This window comes from Aminobacter sp. AP02, assembly GCF_003148805.1.
Lineage (GTDB): Bacteria > Pseudomonadota > Alphaproteobacteria > Rhizobiales > Rhizobiaceae > Aminobacter.
Map to the genome: position 1 here is coordinate 262,415 of NZ_QGGX01000003.1, position 15,900 is coordinate 278,314.

16 protein-coding genes and 1 tRNA gene are annotated in these 15,900 nt (G+C 61.0%); 12 read left to right on the forward strand and 5 right to left on the reverse strand.

Annotated features, from left to right (window positions below; translation table 11 throughout):
* Positions 1 to 115: 115 nt before the first annotated feature.
* Positions 116 to 206: transfer RNA gene (locus C8K44_RS05165), tRNA-Ser, on the reverse strand.
* A gap of 462 nt (positions 207 to 668) precedes the next feature.
* On the opposite strand from C8K44_RS05165, the gene C8K44_RS05170 reads away from it, so the two are divergent.
* The 11 genes from C8K44_RS05170 to C8K44_RS05225 all read left to right on the forward strand — a co-directional run bounded on the left by C8K44_RS05170 (position 669) and on the right by C8K44_RS05225 (position 12,421).
* Complete coding sequence (locus C8K44_RS05170) at positions 669 to 1,790, forward strand: porin (protein WP_109574686.1); 1,122 nt, start codon at positions 669 to 671, stop codon at positions 1,788 to 1,790.
* 313 nt (positions 1,791 to 2,103) lie between these two features.
* On the forward strand, positions 2,104 to 2,979 hold the full coding sequence (locus C8K44_RS05180; RefSeq protein ID WP_245417375.1) for a site-specific integrase: 876 nt from the start codon (positions 2,104 to 2,106) through the stop codon (positions 2,977 to 2,979).
* 240 nt (positions 2,980 to 3,219) lie between these two features.
* Complete coding sequence (locus C8K44_RS05185) at positions 3,220 to 4,329, forward strand: pyridoxal phosphate-dependent aminotransferase (RefSeq protein WP_109574688.1); 1,110 nt, start codon at positions 3,220 to 3,222, stop codon at positions 4,327 to 4,329.
* Positions 4,330 to 4,460: 131 nt separating this feature from the next.
* Positions 4,461 to 5,105, forward strand: a complete 645-nt coding sequence (locus tag C8K44_RS05190) for a TetR/AcrR family transcriptional regulator (protein WP_109574689.1) — start codon at positions 4,461 to 4,463, stop codon at positions 5,103 to 5,105.
* Complete coding sequence (locus C8K44_RS05195) at positions 5,071 to 6,234, forward strand: isovaleryl-CoA dehydrogenase (protein WP_109574690.1); 1,164 nt, start codon at positions 5,071 to 5,073, stop codon at positions 6,232 to 6,234. Before C8K44_RS05190 ends, C8K44_RS05195 begins: the two co-directional genes overlap by 35 nt.
* 47 nt (positions 6,235 to 6,281) lie before the next feature.
* On the forward strand, positions 6,282 to 7,127 hold the full coding sequence (locus C8K44_RS05200) for a hypothetical protein (RefSeq protein ID WP_109574691.1): 846 nt from the start codon (positions 6,282 to 6,284) through the stop codon (positions 7,125 to 7,127).
* 156 nt (positions 7,128 to 7,283) lie between these two features.
* Complete coding sequence (locus C8K44_RS05205; protein ID WP_109574692.1) at positions 7,284 to 7,622, forward strand: AbrB/MazE/SpoVT family DNA-binding domain-containing protein; 339 nt, start codon at positions 7,284 to 7,286, stop codon at positions 7,620 to 7,622.
* Positions 7,619 to 7,996 (forward strand): type II toxin-antitoxin system VapC family toxin, encoded by a 378-nt coding sequence (locus tag C8K44_RS05210; RefSeq protein WP_245417366.1) that lies wholly within the window; start codon positions 7,619 to 7,621, stop codon positions 7,994 to 7,996. The genes C8K44_RS05205 and C8K44_RS05210 overlap by 4 nt, the downstream gene beginning before the upstream one ends.
* A 119-nt stretch (positions 7,997 to 8,115) precedes the next feature.
* Positions 8,116 to 9,723: a carboxyl transferase domain-containing protein gene (locus tag C8K44_RS05215; RefSeq protein WP_109574693.1), complete on the forward strand. Its 1,608-nt coding sequence runs from the start codon at positions 8,116 to 8,118 to the stop codon at positions 9,721 to 9,723.
* A 14-nt stretch (positions 9,724 to 9,737) separates the two neighbouring features.
* Positions 9,738 to 11,696, forward strand: coding sequence for an acetyl/propionyl/methylcrotonyl-CoA carboxylase subunit alpha (locus tag C8K44_RS05220; protein WP_109574694.1), 1,959 nt, complete (start codon positions 9,738 to 9,740; stop codon positions 11,694 to 11,696).
* A 107-nt stretch (positions 11,697 to 11,803) separates the two neighbouring features.
* Complete coding sequence (locus C8K44_RS05225; protein WP_109574695.1) at positions 11,804 to 12,421, forward strand: YitT family protein; 618 nt, start codon at positions 11,804 to 11,806, stop codon at positions 12,419 to 12,421.
* A 46-nt stretch (positions 12,422 to 12,467) separates the two neighbouring features.
* Here the strand turns inward: C8K44_RS05225 and C8K44_RS05230 are convergent, their stop codons facing one another.
* The 4 genes from C8K44_RS05230 to C8K44_RS05240 all read right to left on the reverse strand — a co-directional run bounded on the left by C8K44_RS05230 (position 12,468) and on the right by C8K44_RS05240 (position 15,089).
* On the reverse strand, positions 12,468 to 13,130 hold the full coding sequence (locus tag C8K44_RS05230; protein ID WP_109574696.1) for a peroxiredoxin: 663 nt from the start codon (positions 13,128 to 13,130) through the stop codon (positions 12,468 to 12,470).
* Between the two features lie 156 nt (positions 13,131 to 13,286).
* Positions 13,287 to 14,405 carry an ABC transporter substrate-binding protein gene (locus C8K44_RS05235; protein ID WP_109574815.1) on the reverse strand — a complete coding sequence of 373 codons (1,119 nt, stop codon included), beginning with the start codon at positions 14,403 to 14,405 and terminating at the stop codon, positions 13,287 to 13,289.
* Positions 14,396 to 14,617, reverse strand: a complete 222-nt coding sequence (locus tag C8K44_RS27255; protein WP_146203907.1) for a hypothetical protein — start codon at positions 14,615 to 14,617, stop codon at positions 14,396 to 14,398. Before C8K44_RS27255 ends, C8K44_RS05235 begins: the two co-directional genes overlap by 10 nt.
* Positions 14,618 to 14,822: 205 nt before the next feature.
* Positions 14,823 to 15,089, reverse strand: coding sequence for a sel1 repeat family protein (locus C8K44_RS05240; protein WP_109574697.1), 267 nt, complete (start codon positions 15,087 to 15,089; stop codon positions 14,823 to 14,825).
* 429 nt (positions 15,090 to 15,518) lie between these two features.
* On the opposite strand from C8K44_RS05240, the gene C8K44_RS05245 reads away from it, so the two are divergent.
* A complete protein-coding gene (locus C8K44_RS05245; RefSeq protein ID WP_109574698.1) occupies positions 15,519 to 15,863 on the forward strand; it encodes a DUF2147 domain-containing protein in 345 nt (114 codons plus the stop codon).
* Positions 15,864 to 15,900 lie beyond the last annotated feature (37 nt).

Genomic DNA, 15,900 nt, shown 5'->3' on the forward strand with positions numbered 1-15,900 from the left:
CCGAAAGAAGCACGCCTGCGGACGCGCTGAAGACGCAAAGCCTCGCAGGTGCAAGCCCGCAAGTGGTTGAACTATCTTTGGTTTTTGGATTTCTCTGGAGGTGACGGCCAGAGGCTGGCGGAGAGGATGGGATTCGAACCCACGAGAAGCTTTTGACCTCTACTCCCTTAGCAGGGGAGCGCCTTCGACCACTCGGCCACCTCTCCGTTGCGCCGCTGGATAAAGAAAAGGGGCGGCACAATCAATAAGCCTTTGCGACAATCGACATAAAAAGCGTCGCCAGGCTACCTCACTGCGCGAATCGTCGATGCTCATTCCTTCCTGACGAGCTCGCCAGCGCTTCAAGATTCGAGAACAATGCAACTCAGATGGGACACAAGAGACGGCTCGGGCCGCGGGAAAACGGCGTCTGCATGCCCCATTTCTTAACGACTTCTTTATGGGAGGTATCAAATCGTGTCATTTGTGCAACATCGCATACCGATAGCGCGCCCAGAGCCCCCTGTAGATTGCGATGGCTGTTGAACCGCGCCGGCTCATGGGTAATGTCGGGATCGAAGAGGGAGCGCGGTGCGCATCTTTTTCAAACGGGGATGGGGCAGGGAACGCTGTCCTTCAGCAAAAAATACCCAGACCCTCTTTTGAAACTTTTGACTGGAGGTCAGAAAATGAACATTAAGAGCCTTCTTCTCGGCTCCGCTGCGGCTCTGCTCGCAGTCTCCGGCGCTCGTGCGGCCGACGCTGTCGTCGTCGCTGAGCCGGAGCCCATGGAATACGTCCGCATCTGCGACGTCTACGGCGCGGGCTTCTACTACATCCCCGGCACCGAGACCTGCCTCAAGGTTGGCGGCCTCGTTCGTTACCAGATCGACTTCGCCGAACACATTGGCGACGACGGCTGGAACAAGCAGGCGCTCGCCCGTCTGAAGTTCGACGCACGTTCGGAAACCGAGTACGGCACGTTCCGCCGCTACATCGAGTTCCAGGCGAGCATCGGCGGCGGCGGCTGGGTGCATGACACTGACCCGGAGACCGGCGAAGAGTTTGACGTCTGGACCGGCGTCAAGTCCGAGGGCAATACGGCTCTGCGTCATGCCTACTTCGAGCTCGGCGGCCTGCTCGTCGGTCACACCGACACCCTGTTCGACGGCGACCTCGACGGCGAGTTCGATTCGGGCGGCGGCGACCGAATCAACCAGATCCGCTACACCTTCGACGCTGGCAACGGCATCGCAGTGTCGCTCGGCCTGGAAGAAGAGTCGGACAACTTCGACTACGTTCCGCTGGTCGTCGGCAAGGTTGCCATCACGCAGGGCTGGGGTTCGCTCAACCTGTACGCTGGCTATGACAATGCCTACGAAGAGTTCGCTCTCAAGGCGATCGGCAACTTCAAGGCAACCGACGCCCTCACCCTGCAGGTTCTGGCAGGCTACGAGTCGGGCCCGACCTTCTGGTCCATCAACGCCATCGGCGGCACCGAAACGCTGGCAGCTGCTGGTCCTTACCACGGCTACACCTGGACGATCGCTGGTTACCTGAAGTACCAGGTCAACGAGAAGCTGGCAGTCGGCTTCGGCGGTCAGTACTTCGCTGATGCGCACGACAACAACCTGAACGGTCTCCCGGCAGGCGACGCCAACGACTACTCGCTCGGCGCAGTCATCGACTACAACATCGTCGAAAACCTCGATGCCAAGCTCGCCCTCAACTACTACGATGGCGACACCTTCGACGACTTCGGCAATGGCGGCGGCTTCGCTGGCTTCCTGCGTCTCGACGCTGCGTTCTAATAAGCAGACGTCGTAAACAAAAAGGCGGCCCGGGTTTCGCGAGAGACCTGGGCCGTTTTTCTACCGACGGCAGCGTCGGGATGTCGAACCAAATGGAGGAGCTGGAAGGACGTTGTAGGCGAGTGCAGTCCGAAGCCGGGAAAGAATTGCCCCTGCCGCATTGCCACGAGCCATATGATATTTGCCGCCATCTTGCCGGCCACCACGACGTAGAGTAGCGTTGGCTGCATTTCGTCGATGGGTTGCCGGAAAATTTATGAAGAAAGCAACTTCAAAGGATCATATTTTGAGCGGCCATCATTCTGCCGCCCTAATGACGAATTGCAAGGTAACTTACAATTTCAATACTATTAAAGAAGTAAAGTCGTTTAGGGTTTTAGAGCTTTTTGCGTCCTACAAAGATATTCTATGGGACGATGGAAAGCACAAATACAACGTCAGCTCTTTCATCGGCGAGATCGACGAGATTCTTCTAGGCGAGCGCTTCAGCGCTTTTTCCCAGGAGGCGCTCGACGGCCTGATAGGCTCCCTGCGCCAACGCGGTAACAGCAACGCGACCATCAATCGAAAGATGGCCGCATTGAGCAAACTACTGCGCAAGGCCTACAAGATGGGAGACGTCCACAGCCTGCCAGAGTTCCGCCGCCAAAAGGAGCGGGCGGGACGAATCCGCTTTCTCGAGCCCGAGGAAGAGGACAGGCTCTTTGCCGCCATCAAGTCCCGCAGTGAAGATGCCTACCGTCTGTCGGTATTCCTGGTCGATACCGGGTGCCGCCTTGGCGAGGCCATCGGCCTGATCTGGAACGATATTCAAGACACCCGTGTCAGCTTCTGGATCACCAAATCCGGCCGCAGCCGCACCATTCCGCTGACCGTTCGCGCAAGGGAAACGGCAAAGTGGCCACCGGAACGCGGGCCGCGCCCGAAGGGCCCCTTCGCCATGCTGACGCAGCCCCAGTTCCGCGCGATATGGAACGAAGCCAAAGCCGAAGTGGGCCTGGCCGCGGACGACCAGGTGGTCCCGCACATCTTGCGCCACACCTGCGCGTCGCGGCTGGTGCAAGGCGGCATCGACATTCGCCGCGTGCAGATGTGGCTCGGCCACCAGACGCTGACGATGACGATGCGTTACGCCCACCTGGCAACCAACGACCTCGACCGCTGCGTGGTGGTTCTGGAGCGGCACTGACAAGCCAATCGAGCGCGACGCGCGCCGGTAGACGGCGCGTGAGGCCAATCGAAACGGGAGCAACCGTGGGGGCGCTGGCGACACTGCGCCAAGAATCGCCGGATAGCGTCGCGCCGGCTCCCTAAACCTCGGCCACCGCCACAAAGCGCATGCAAGCCCTGCCCCTTTTGTCGTATAGGCGTAGTCTTCCAAGATTTCCGCGCCTTGTTTGGGGCGGGTTGAGCCAATGAGTATGCTGCCATGACCACACGCCCGCTTCTGACCCCCGTCATCCGCGCCTTGCCCGTCACCGTACCCTTCGTCGGGCCCGAGGCGCAGGAGCGTGAGCGCGGCAGGCCGTTCAGGGCCCGCATGGGCGCCAACGAAAGCGGTTTTGGTCCTTCGCCGCGCGTCATGGCGCGCATGCAGGAGGTTGCAGCCGACATGTGGAAGTACTGCGATCCGGACAATCATGACCTCAAACTCGCGCTGGCACGCCATCTCGGGCTTGGTGCCGACAATGTCGTTGTCGGCGAAGGCATAGACGGACTGCTCAACCTGGTGGTGCGGATGTACGCCGCCGAAGGCACCCCGGTCGTCACCTCTCTCGGCGCATATCCAACCTTCAATTTCCACGTCGCTAGCGTCGGTGCACGGCTGGTGCCGGTGCCGTTCCAAAACGACAGGGAAGATCTTCAGGGCCTGCTCGACGCGGTGAAACGCGAAAACGCGCCGGTCGTCTACCTGTCCAATCCGGACAATCCGATGGGCAGCTGGTGGGAAACGGACGACATCCTTTCCTTCATCGAAGCACTGCCAGAGACGACGACGCTGATTCTCGACGAAGCCTATGGCGAGACCGCTCCAGCTTCGGCTCTGCCCCCTGTCGATGTTTCGCGCCCTAACGTCGTGCGCATGCGCACCTTCTCCAAGGCCTATGGACTTGCCGGCATCCGCTGCGGCTATGCCTTGGGCGATGCCGAGGTGATCGCCAGTTTCGAAAAGGTGCGCAACCATTATGGCGTGAGCCGCATGGCGCAGATCGCGGGCGAAGAAGCGCTCGCCGACCAGGCCTATCTGGCCGATGTAGTCGCCAAGGTAGCGGCGGGGCGTGAGCGCATCGCAACAATCGCTCGCGACAATGGGCTCAAGCCCCTGCCCTCGGCGACGAACTTCGTCACCATCGACTGCGGCGGCGACGCGGCATTCGCGCTTGCCATCATGCGCAACCTTCTGGCGCGCGATGTCTTCATCCGCAAGCCGATGGCGCCGGTGCTCGACCGCTGCATCAGGGTGAGCGTCGGGCTCGACCACGAGATCGACATTTTCGCCGAGGAATTGCCCGGCGCGATCGCCGCCGCGCGCGGCTGAACGGCACACAAGACATGAACCAATGGCCGGCGCGGCGTTGTCCGCGCCGCCACCAATAGCCGTAATGATCAACACTTGAATTAATTAAACGTTCGTTTTATTAATATCGCCATTCGGGAGGAATGGCTGGAATGGCGCGAACGGCAGGCTCGGACGGCGAAAGAACCGAAGCGGCAATCCGCGACGCGGCGGTGCAGCTGATCGCGCGCCATGGGTTCGAGGCCGTGACCATGCGCCAGCTGGCCGCCGAAGTCGGCGTTCAGGCAGCTGCGCTCTACCGCTACTTTCCGACCAAGGAAGACCTGCTCCACACGCTGATGCGCGAGCACATGGTGGAACTGGCCGCCACATGGGACAACGCACGCCCCGACAATGACGATCCCGTCGCCCGATTGACCGCCTTTGCCGCCAACCACATCCGCTTCCACGTCGAGCGCCGCCACGCCACCCATGTCTCGAACATGGAGTTGCGCAGCCTTTCGCGCGATAATCTGACCAGCATCCTCAAGCTCCGCACCGCCTACGAGAAGGAGCTCAGGACCATCCTGCGCGACGGCGCGGACAGCGGCGTGCTGGAGGTCGACGACACCGGGCTGACCGCCATGGCGATCATCCAGATGATCACCGGCGTCATCGTCTGGTTTCGTCCCGATGAAAGACTGTCGGTCGATGAAGTGACCGCGACTTATCTGGCCATGACGATGCGCCTGACCGGCGCCAGGCCGAACACGGAGGACAGGCATGTACGACAAGACGCTGAACTTCGGGCTTGGTGAAGATATCGACAGCCTACGCGAGATGGTGCGGCGCTTCGCACAGGACCGCGTTGCCCCGATTGCCGCCGACATCGACCGCGACAACGAGTTTCCCGCGCATCTCTGGCAGGAGCTGGGCGCGCTTGGCCTGCTCGGCATCACTGCCGATCCGGAACATGGCGGCTCGGGCATGGGCTATCTCGCCCATGTGGTGGCGGTCGAGGAGATTTCCCGCGCTTCGGCCTCGGTCGGGCTGTCTTACGGTGCGCATTCGAACCTGTGCGTGAACCAGATCAAGCGCTGGGGCACGGCCGAGCAGAAAGCGAAATACCTGCCCAAGCTGTGTTCGGGCGAGAATGTCGGCGCGCTCGCCATGTCGGAGAGCGGCTCGGGCTCGGATGTCGTGTCGCTCCGGCTTAAGGCCGAGAAGCGCAACGACCGTTTTGTGCTCAACGGCTCGAAGATGTGGATCACCAACGGTCCCGACGCCGACACGCTGGTGGTCTATGCCAAGACCGATCCGGACAGGAAGTCGCGCGGCATCACCGCCTTCATCATCGAAAGGACGATGAAGGGATTCTCGGTCGCGCAAAAGCTCGACAAGCTCGGCATGCGCGGCTCGAACACCGGCGAGCTGGTGTTCGACAATGTCGAGGTGCCGTTCGAAAACGTACTGCATGAAGAAGGGCTTGGCGTCGAAGTGTTGATGTCGGGGCTCGACTATGAGCGCGTGGTGCTGGCCGGGGGGCCGATCGGCATCATGGCGGCATGCCTGGACGTGGCGGTGCCTTATGTCCACGACCGCAAGCAGTTCGGCCAGCCGATCGGCGAATTCCAGCTCGTTCAGGGCAAGCTCGCCGACATGTATTCGACGATGAATGCCGCTCGTGCCTATGTCTATGCCGTGGCCGCCGCTTGCGACCGGGGCCAGACGACCCGCAAGGATGCCGCTGGCTGCGTCTTGTTTGCCGCGGAGAAGGCGACGCAGTGCGCCCTCGATGCGCTGCAATTGCTCGGTGGCAACGGCTACATCAACGACTATCCCACCGGCCGGCTGCTGCGCGATTCAAAACTCTACGAAATTGGCGCGGGCACCAGCGAAATCAGGCGCTGGCTGATCGGCCGCGAGATCATGGCGGAAGACGCGTGATAGCAGTATAGATATGGTTATCTGCCAAATCTATACGGGGGAGAAAGATGCATCCGCTGATCAAGAGAAGAGACGTACTGCTTAGCAGCATGCTTCCTTTCTTCTTTTACTACGGCGCCGTATCGGCAGGAGAAAAATACTTTTCCAGAATCGATCTCTTTCGCAAGCATGTGATGGAACGTCTTCTGGCACGACAAGATGTCAGCGAAGTCAAGCCGGACGACAAGGATCCGGCAATTCTTCGAATGACATACAAGGACAAGACCTGGACGCTGGACCTGACCAACACCTTTCAGCGCTTGGACGCTTATCCCGGCGAAAACGTCGAAACAACGATCGAACGTTTATTGGCTCAATTGGCTCCTGATGCCAAAAGAACTCTCTCCGAAGACAACTTGGTAGTGGTCCTGCGCTCCCGGGCCTATGTCGACCTGCTGGCCCAAAAGGGAGCCAACATGAGACATGAGCCGTTAGCAGGCGATCTGCACATGGTTCTCATGGCCGATCTGCCCGAAGCCATGTCTCCTCTGCACGATGACGAAATGAACCACAAGGATGTAACCGAAGCGAAGCGCAACGTCTCAAAGTGGCTCACCAATGTCATCACGTTCAACCAGATCCCTGGCGTGGAGGGCTATTCCGTCAAGGGAAATGAGTTCTTGACGCCAAGCCTGGTGCTGCTGGACGATTTCTGGAGCAGTGTCGATCGCGCTATGGCGCACGAGCCACTTATCGTCGTGGCAAGCTACGACCAATTGTACTTACGCGACAGTTCGAACCCGCAAGCTGACGACATTGCCCTCAAATTGATCGAGTTCACGTACCAGGATGGCTTCAACCTTCTGTCCGACAAAGTCTACCAGTGCCGAAACGGGCAGATCGTGCCGCGATGAGGAGCCCAGCGAACAACTGGATCGGGATCGCGCAGAAAACAGTTTCTGGCGTCAAAGCCGATGACCACCCCGCTGGGGTGCCGTGTGGTAGCAATTTGCCGCAACTGGTCATTCATGGCATAATTTCGCCTTCTGCCACAGATCGAGGTTCATGCCATGACTGAGCCAGAGACACCCAAGGGCTTCGCCGAGGAACCGCAGAAGCCATACAGCTCCAGGATCAGGGACGAATTGCTGCGCAAGCCGCCAAAGTTCGAGCGCCTGCGCGTCGGCGACGGCGGCCGTGTCGTCATCCCCGCGGCGATGCGCGAGGAAATGGGCATCAGGCCCGGCGACGATCTGGTCGCGCATGTCGAGAACGGAGAACTGAGACTGATCTCGCACCAGATGGCCCTCACCAGGGTTCAGGACGAAATGGCGAAGTACAAGAAGCCGGGCGAGAGCGTTGTCGACGAATTTCTCGCCGAGCGCCGCGCGATGTGGGGTGAAGAGTGATCGTGCTCGACGCCTCGGCAGTGCTGGCCGCCATGCTGCAAGAGCCTGGAGCCGGCCGAGTGCATGCGCTGGTCGACAAGAGCGTGATCTGTGCGGTCAACACCACGGAGGTCATCTCGAAGCTTATCGACAAGGGCTACGACGAAGTTGCAGTGAGGCAGCAGTATGAGAACATGCATCTTGAGGTGGTGTCGTTCGACCATCACCTGGCGCTCGTCGCCGGGCACCTTCGTTCATCGACGCGCCACAAGGGCCTTTCACTCGGCGACCGTGCCTGCCTGGCGCTGGCGATACTGACCGAACGAACTGCTGTTACCGCCGACCGGAACTGGGCCGATCTCGACGTCGGCTGCAAGATAGAGGTCATACGTTAAGAGCCACACGATGCTGGACTTCGCCGGAATTCCGAGGCTAGTGCGTTAGATTCGCCACCCACCATGACTGCTTCGCGCTTCTCGCGCGGCATCGCATGGGTATCACTCCAAGAGGAAAAATGCCGACGCTTCACTCCCAGCTCTCCCCCTCCTCCGAAAGCTTCAAGGCCAACGCCGCGCGCCTGCGAACGCTGGTGGCGGACATACGCGACAAGGCTGCAACGGTGGAGCGCGGCGGTTCGGATGAGGCACGCAAGCGGCACGCCTCGCGCGGAAAGCTGCTGCCGAGGGAGAGACTGGCGCAACTGCTCGACGCCGGTTCGCCCTTCCTCGAGGTTGGGCAATTCGCCGCCTGGGGCCTCTATGGCGGCGACATAGCCTCGGCAGGCGTGATCGCCGGCATCGGCCGTGTCGAGGGCACCGAGGTCATGGTGGTGGTCAACGACGCCACAGTGAAGGGCGGGACCTATTATCCGCTGACAGTGAAAAAGCACCTGCGCGCGCAAGAGATCGCGCTGCAGAACAACCTGCCCTGCATCTACCTGGTCGATTCAGGCGGCGCCAACCTGCCCAACCAGGACGAGGTTTTCCCCGACCGCGATCACTTCGGCCGCATCTTCTTCAACCAGGCCAACATGTCGGCGGCGGGCATTCCGCAGATCGCCTGCGTCATGGGGTCGTGCACCGCCGGTGGCGCCTATGTTCCGGCAATGTCGGACGAGACCGTCATGGTGCGCAACCAGGCGACGATCTTCCTCGCCGGGCCGCCACTGGTGAAGGCCGCAACTGGCGAAGATGTGAGTGCCGAGGAGCTAGGCGGTGCCGACCTGCACACGCGTGTCTCCGGCGTCGCCGACCACTATGCCGTGGACGACGAGCATGCGCTGGCGATCGTCCGGCGCATCGTCAAAAACCTGAATCGGAAGAAGGACATCGGACTGGTCCTGCAGAAATCGATTCCGCCTGTTCATGCGCCAGAAGAGGTCTATGGCGTGATCCCCGCCGACCTGCGCCAGCCCTATGACGTGCGTGAAGTGATCGCCCGCGTCGTCGACGGTTCGGAATTCGACGAGTTCAAGCAGAACTATGGCACCACGCTGGTGACGGGCTTTGCCCATATCCACGGCATGCCGGTCGGCATCATCGCCAACAATGGCGTATTGTTTTCGGAGAGTGCGCTCAAGGGCGCGCATTTCATCGAACTGTGCTGCCAACGCAAGATCCCGCTGGTGTTCCTGCAGAACATCACCGGCTTCATGGTCGGCGCGAAATATGAGGCCGGCGGCATCGCCAAGGACGGCGCCAAGCTGGTGACGGCGGTGGCAACCGCCCAGGTGCCGAAGGTGACTGTCATCATCGGCGGCTCGTTCGGCGCCGGCAATTACGGCATGTGCGGCCGGGCCTACTCGCCCCGCTTCCTGTGGATGTGGCCGAACGCCCGCATCTCGGTGATGGGCGGCGAGCAGGCGGCAACGGTACTCGCCATGGTCAAGCGCGAGGGAATCGAGCGCAAGGGCGGAAGCTGGTCGAAGGAGGAGGAGGGCGAGTTCCGCGCGCCGATCCTTGAGAAGTACGAACGCGAGGGGCACCCGCTCTATTCGTCGGCGCGCCTTTGGGACGACGGAATCATCGACCCGGCAAAGACGCGCGAGGTGCTGGCGCTGAGCCTGTCTGCCGCGCTCAATGCGCCCATTGCCGACACCAAGTTCGGCGTGTTCAGGATGTGATGGGGGATCAAGGAATGTTCTCGAAAATCCTCATCGCCAATCGCGGCGAAATCGCCTGCCGCGTCATCCGCACCGCCCGCAAGATGGGCGTGAAGACGGTGGCCGTCTATTCGGATGCGGATGCGCGCGCACTGCATGTGTCGATGGCCGACGAGGCCGTGCATATCGGCGGCTCACCCGTAGCCGAGAGTTATCTGCGCGGCGACGTCATCATCGCGGCGGCCAAGGCGACTGGCGCCGAAGCCATCCATCCCGGCTACGGCTTTCTCTCCGAAAACCCCGATTTCGTCGACCAGGTGACGCAAGCCGGGCTTGTGTTCATCGGACCCTCGGCGGACTCGATCCGCGCCATGGGGCTCAAGGATGCCGCCAAGCGGCTGATGGAAAAGGCCGGCGTTCCGGTGGTGCCGGGCTATCACGGCGAAGCGCAGGAAATCGTCATCCTCGCCAGCAAGGCACGCGAGATCGGCTATCCCGTGCTGATCAAGGCGCGCGCCGGCGGCGGCGGCAAGGGCATGCGCCGCGTCGACCATCCAGATGATTTTGTCGACGCGCTGTCGGGGGCACGGCGCGAGGCCAAGGCTGCCTTCGGCGACGACCGCGTTCTGGTCGAAAAATATGTCGACAAGCCGCGCCATATCGAGGTGCAGGTGTTCGGCGACAATTTCCGCAACGCCGTGCATCTGTTCGAGCGCGACTGCTCGGCGCAGCGCCGCCACCAGAAGGTGATCGAGGAAGCCCCGGCCCCCGGCATGACGCCGGAATTACGCGCGGCGATGACGGAAGCCGCGGTGAAAGCCGCCAAGGCGATCGGATATTCCGGTGCTGGCACGATCGAGTTCATCGTCGACGCGTCAGAGGGGCTCAAACCCGACCGCTTCTGGTTCATGGAGATGAACACGCGCCTGCAGGTCGAGCATCCGGTGACCGAGATGGTGACCGGCGTCGATCTGGTGGAATGGCAATTGCGCGTGGCTGCTGGCGAAGAACTGCCTTTGGGGCAGGACGGCATCGGGCTCGATGGCCACGCCTTCGAAGCAAGGCTCTATGCCGAAGACCCGGCGAAGGGGTTTCTGCCGGCGATCGGCACACTGCATCATCTGCGTTTCCCGACCGAGACGGCCGCGGGCACCGAGATCCGCGTTGAAACAGGCGTACGCCAGGGCGATGCCATTTCGCCCTTTTACGATCCGATGATCGCCAAGGTGGTGACGCATGGCCCCGACCGCGCGAGCGCACTCGACGCGTTGGCCGAAGCGGTCACCCATACCGAAGTGGCCGGATCGACCACCAATGCAGCGTTCCTGGCAGCGCTGGCGCGCGACGTCGACTTTGCCTGCGGCGATGTCGACACCGGCCTGATCGGGCGAAAGCAGGAAGAGTTGACGACAACTGCCGCGCCGAGCAGCCGGGCGGTCGCGCTTGCGGCACTGGCGGCCACGGGGGCAACGGCAGCGACGACCACGGAAGATCCTTGGTCGAGCCTGAACGGCTACAGTCACTTCAACCCGGTGGCACGGCGTGCAAGCCTGTCGTTTGGCGGTGCGGTGATCACCGCCCATATCATGGCGCGGGCCGACGGGCGTTTCGCGGTGCAGCCAGAAGGCTCCGACGCCTTCGTGCTGTCGCCCGGCGCAGATGACGCCGTCGGCGATACCGTTGCCGCGTGGCCCGGCCACGTTACGGTGTTCGAAAACGGCCGCTCCTTCGACTTCGCCATCAGCGACCCGTTCGCCCGAGCGGCCGAAATCGGCGAAGGCACATCGAGCATGCGCGCGCCGATGCCGGGCCTGGTCAAGCTGGTGCGTGCCGCCAAGGGCGACAAGGTCAGCAAGGGCCAGCCGCTTCTGGTGCTCGAAGCTATGAAGATGGAGCACACCATCACGGCCACCCATGACGGCGTGATCAGCGAAATCGCCACCGAAGGCGCGCAAGTCACGGATGGAACTGTGCTGGTGCGCTTCGAGGAATAGCCTGCACCATTGCGATTTGTGCATACGAGATCAGCCCGAAAATCGGTTTCGATTTTCGGGCTGATGTTTTAGTGCTGCATTGCAGCAATCATCGACAGGCGAGCCCCGTGACCGATACCAACAGCGATGCCGTACCGCACCGTCTCTACGAAGACGTGCTGGCGCTGCTCACCGGCACGATGCTGGTGGCGCTGGGACTGGTCCTCTACACCCAAGCCGGGCTGATCACAGGCAGCTCGGCCGGCCTGGCGCTGCTCATCCAGTATGTCACCGGCTACGGCTTCGGCGCCGTGTTCTTCGTCATCAACCTGCCGTTCTATTATCTGGCGGTGAAACGCATGGGCTGGCCGTTCGCGCTGCGCACCTTTGCTGCGGTGGCGCTGATTTCGGTGCTGTCGAAGTTGACGCCCGACTGGATCGGCATCGGGCAGCTGAACCCGCTCTATGCGGCGATTGCCGGTGGCGGACTGATGGGCATGGGGCTTCTGGTGCTGTTTCGCCATCGCGCCGGGCTGGGCGGCTTCAACATATTGGCGCTCTACCTGCAGGACAATTACGGCATCCGCGCCGGCTATTTCCAGCTCGGGGTCGATCTTACGATCCTGATCGTATCGCTGTTTTACATCGATCTCGACAAGGTCGCCCTGTCGGTCGTGGGTGCGGCCGTGCTCAACCTGATCATCGCCATCAACCATCGCCCCGGCCGCTATGTCGGCATGAGCTGACAAAGCCGCGCCTGGCGGCGCGGCTCCGGATGCGACAATCGATGCTTCAGTGCGAAGTCGGCTGCTTGGTCTTCCTGAGATAGGGCAGAACGCGCTCGAACGAGCCAAAACGTTTGATGGCGTCCTCGTCCGACACGGCTGCGGTGACGATGACGTCGTCGCCCTGCTTCCACTGTACAGGCGTTGCTACCTGATACTTGGCGGTCAGCTGGATCGAATCCAGCGCGCGCAGGATTTCGTCGAAGTTGCGTCCGGTCGACATCGGATAGGTCAGGGTCAGCTTGACCTTCTTGTCAGGACCGATGACGAACACCGACCGCACGGTGGCGTTGTCGGCGGGCGTGCGCCCCTCCGAACTGTCGCCGGCACTCGCCGGCAGCATGTCGTATAGCTTGGCGACGGCGAGCGTGGGATCGCCGATCATCGGATAATCGACCTTGTTGCCAGACAGTTTTTCGATGTCGGCCTTCCATTTGTGGTGATTTTCGACCGGATCGACCGAAATGCCGATCATCTTGGCGTTGCGCTTGGCGAAATCGGCCTTCAGCCCGGCCATGTAGCCGAGCTCGGTGGTGCAGACGGGGGTGAAATCCTTGGGATGGGAAAACAGGACCGCATAGCCGTCGCCAATCCAGTCATGGAAGTTGATCGGGCCTTCCGTGGTGTCGGCTTTGAAGTCCGGGGCGGTGTCATTGATACGAAGGCTCATGGCAGTTTCCTCCTGAATTCGACGCGCACTTCCCGACGGCCAGAACGACCCGAGTTCAGTGTCGGTGTGCGAATGCAACCATCTTGCTCCAAGCCAGCGAAAACGACAATGGCCGGGACAGGCCCGGCCATTGCAAGCAAACATCAGAAGCCAGGCTTACGGCTTGATCGGCGCGTACTTGCCGTCATGCCACTGGTTGATGTCGTAGCTGGCGTTCTTGAGGTCGCCCTTCTCGTCGAAGATGACATCGCCGACGACAGTCTGGATCGGCTGGCCGTTCTTCAGCGCCTCGGCGACCTTGATCGGATCGTCGGTACCCGCACGCTCGATGCCCTGCGCGAAAGCCTGGATCGTGGCGTAGGAGAACAGGGTGAAGCCTTCCGGCACGAAACCGCCGGCCTTGATCTTCTCGACGGCTTCCTTGGCTTCGGGCTTGGCCTGCGGATCGGAGGGGAACACGAACATGGTGCCCTCACCGGCAGGACCGGCGATCTGCCAGAACTCAGGCGACGCGATCGAGTCGGGCATGATCAGCTGGAACTTGAAGCCCTGCTCGGCCGACTGGCGCAGGATCAGGCCAGCCTCGGGGTGATAACCGCCGAAATAGACCACATCGGCCTTCAGTTCCTTGAGCTTGGTGACGAGCGCCGAATAGTCCTTTTCGCCGGCATTGATGCCTTCGTAGAGGATTTCAGTCAGGCCGCCGGTGTTCATCGTCTTTCTGACGGCATCCGCCACGCCCTGGCCGTAGGCGCTCTTGTCGTGCAGCACGACGACGTTCTTGCCCTTGTACTTCTCGGCGATCCACGGCCCGATGAAAGCACCCTGGGCGTCGTCGCGGGTGTAGAGGCGCATGATCGTCGACCAGCCCTTGGCGGCAGCATCGTCGGTCATGATCGGGTTGGACGAGGCCGGCGACATCATCAGCGCACCGCTCTCGGCATAGACGGCCGATGCCGGGATGCTCGAGCCCGAGCAGGCATGACCGTCGATGAACTTGATGCCGTTGGCAACGATGCGGTTGGCGACCGAAACGGCCTGCTTGGGATCGCAGACGTCGTCTTCAACCGAAAGCTTGAGCTGGCGGCCCATGACGCCGCCCTTTTCGTTGATCGCCTTGACCGCCGCTTCCGCGCCGTGTTTGAACTGGTCACCAATGTTGGCGAGCTGGCCGGTCATCGGGCCGACGACGGCAATTCCGATGTCTTGGGCGAATGCCACGCCGGCGCTGAGCGAAAGCGCGAGCAGCGCGCCGATAGAACGTTTCAGATGCATTGTTTCCTCTCCCTTGGACGCATTGGACATGCCGGATTCGCGCCAAACGTGCAATCGACGAAAGCTGTCAGCGCGCCCTGGCCTTGTCTTGGCGCATGGGCGACAGGATATTGTGCCTGCAATCGCTGATGCAACCAGCGTTTTCCGCCAGACCGATAGAAAAACGAAAAAGCCGCGCCGATCTTGTTTCGATCGGTCGCGGCCTTTTTCATGGAAACTCCGTGAGGCGTCTTTGGCCTTCTCGAGAGTTCGCCTGCCCTGTTCATTTCTGGCGCGCCTCGCCCGTCCTTCAGACCGTCGCGCTCTTGTTGTTGGAAGCCGCCGTGCGGGCGGCCCCGATCTTCCCCCCGGAAGCAGAACTTTACGTTGGCGCATGATCCTTTCCGAAAATCTAGGTCGATTTTCGGGGTCATGCACTTAGTGCATCGTCATCCATTCGCGCGCTTCGCGCAGCGCCTTGACGAGGTCGAGCTTGGACATCGAACCCGACAGTTCCGAGCGCAGTTCGGCGGCGCGGGCGGAACCCTTGATCGCGGCGATGTTGAACCATTTGTGGGCGGCAACAACGTCGACTTCGCAATCGCGGCCGGTCGCATACATCATGCCCAACTCGAGAAGGATGTCGGCCTGAGCGGTGGAACCCATCGCGCCGAAGCCAGCTTCAAAGATTTCGAAACGTGCCATTTTCTTGTCCCCTGCCTGTCTCCTGGGAGCAGCCTCGGCGGTGTCCCGGGAGCTGCTCTTTCGATGCTTTCGAGAATGCCGTGGAGCTTTGAATCCGCCGTTAAATGGCTTGCTTAACTCGAAGAAAACAAAACTAAAACAAAGGGTAAAGCTTGGAATTCGTTAAGGATAGGAGTCCTTGGGCCGACTGGGATTTGCAGAAAATGCGATGAAAATTCGCCAGTAGGCGGCTAAGTCTTTGATAACCACGCGACGCATTCACCTTGGGCAAGTCGGTGAACTTCCCGACTTCGAAGGCGCATTCGCGCATCAAAAAATGCCAGAAGCTTCCCTTGGGGCACCGCTTTCGCTTTCGTGGAAGCTCCATTACGCTTACGTTTGCGTAAACGTCAGGCGCGGGAGAGCGCCTTTGCATCCGGGAGGATTTCAATGCTTAGCAAGATGACCGTGGCCGTAGCTGCCACCTTGATGATGGCAGGTGCCGCCTATGCCGATCCGATCGAAGGCAACTGGAAGACGGAAGCCGGCTCGACCGCGGCGATCGCCTCGTGCGGCGGCAGCTTCTGCATCACGCTGAAGGACGGCAAGCACGCCGGCAAGAAGATCGGCACCTTCAACGCCGACGGCGGCAGCGCCTATTCGGGCGAGATCACCGACCCGGCAAACGACAAGACTTACGCCGGCAAGGCCAGCCTGGCCGGCTCCAACCTCAAGATGAAGGGCTGCGTGCTTGGCGGTCTGATCTGCAAGACCCAGAACTGGTCGAAAATCTGAGTGAATAGCGAATAGCGAATAGCGAATAGCGAATAGC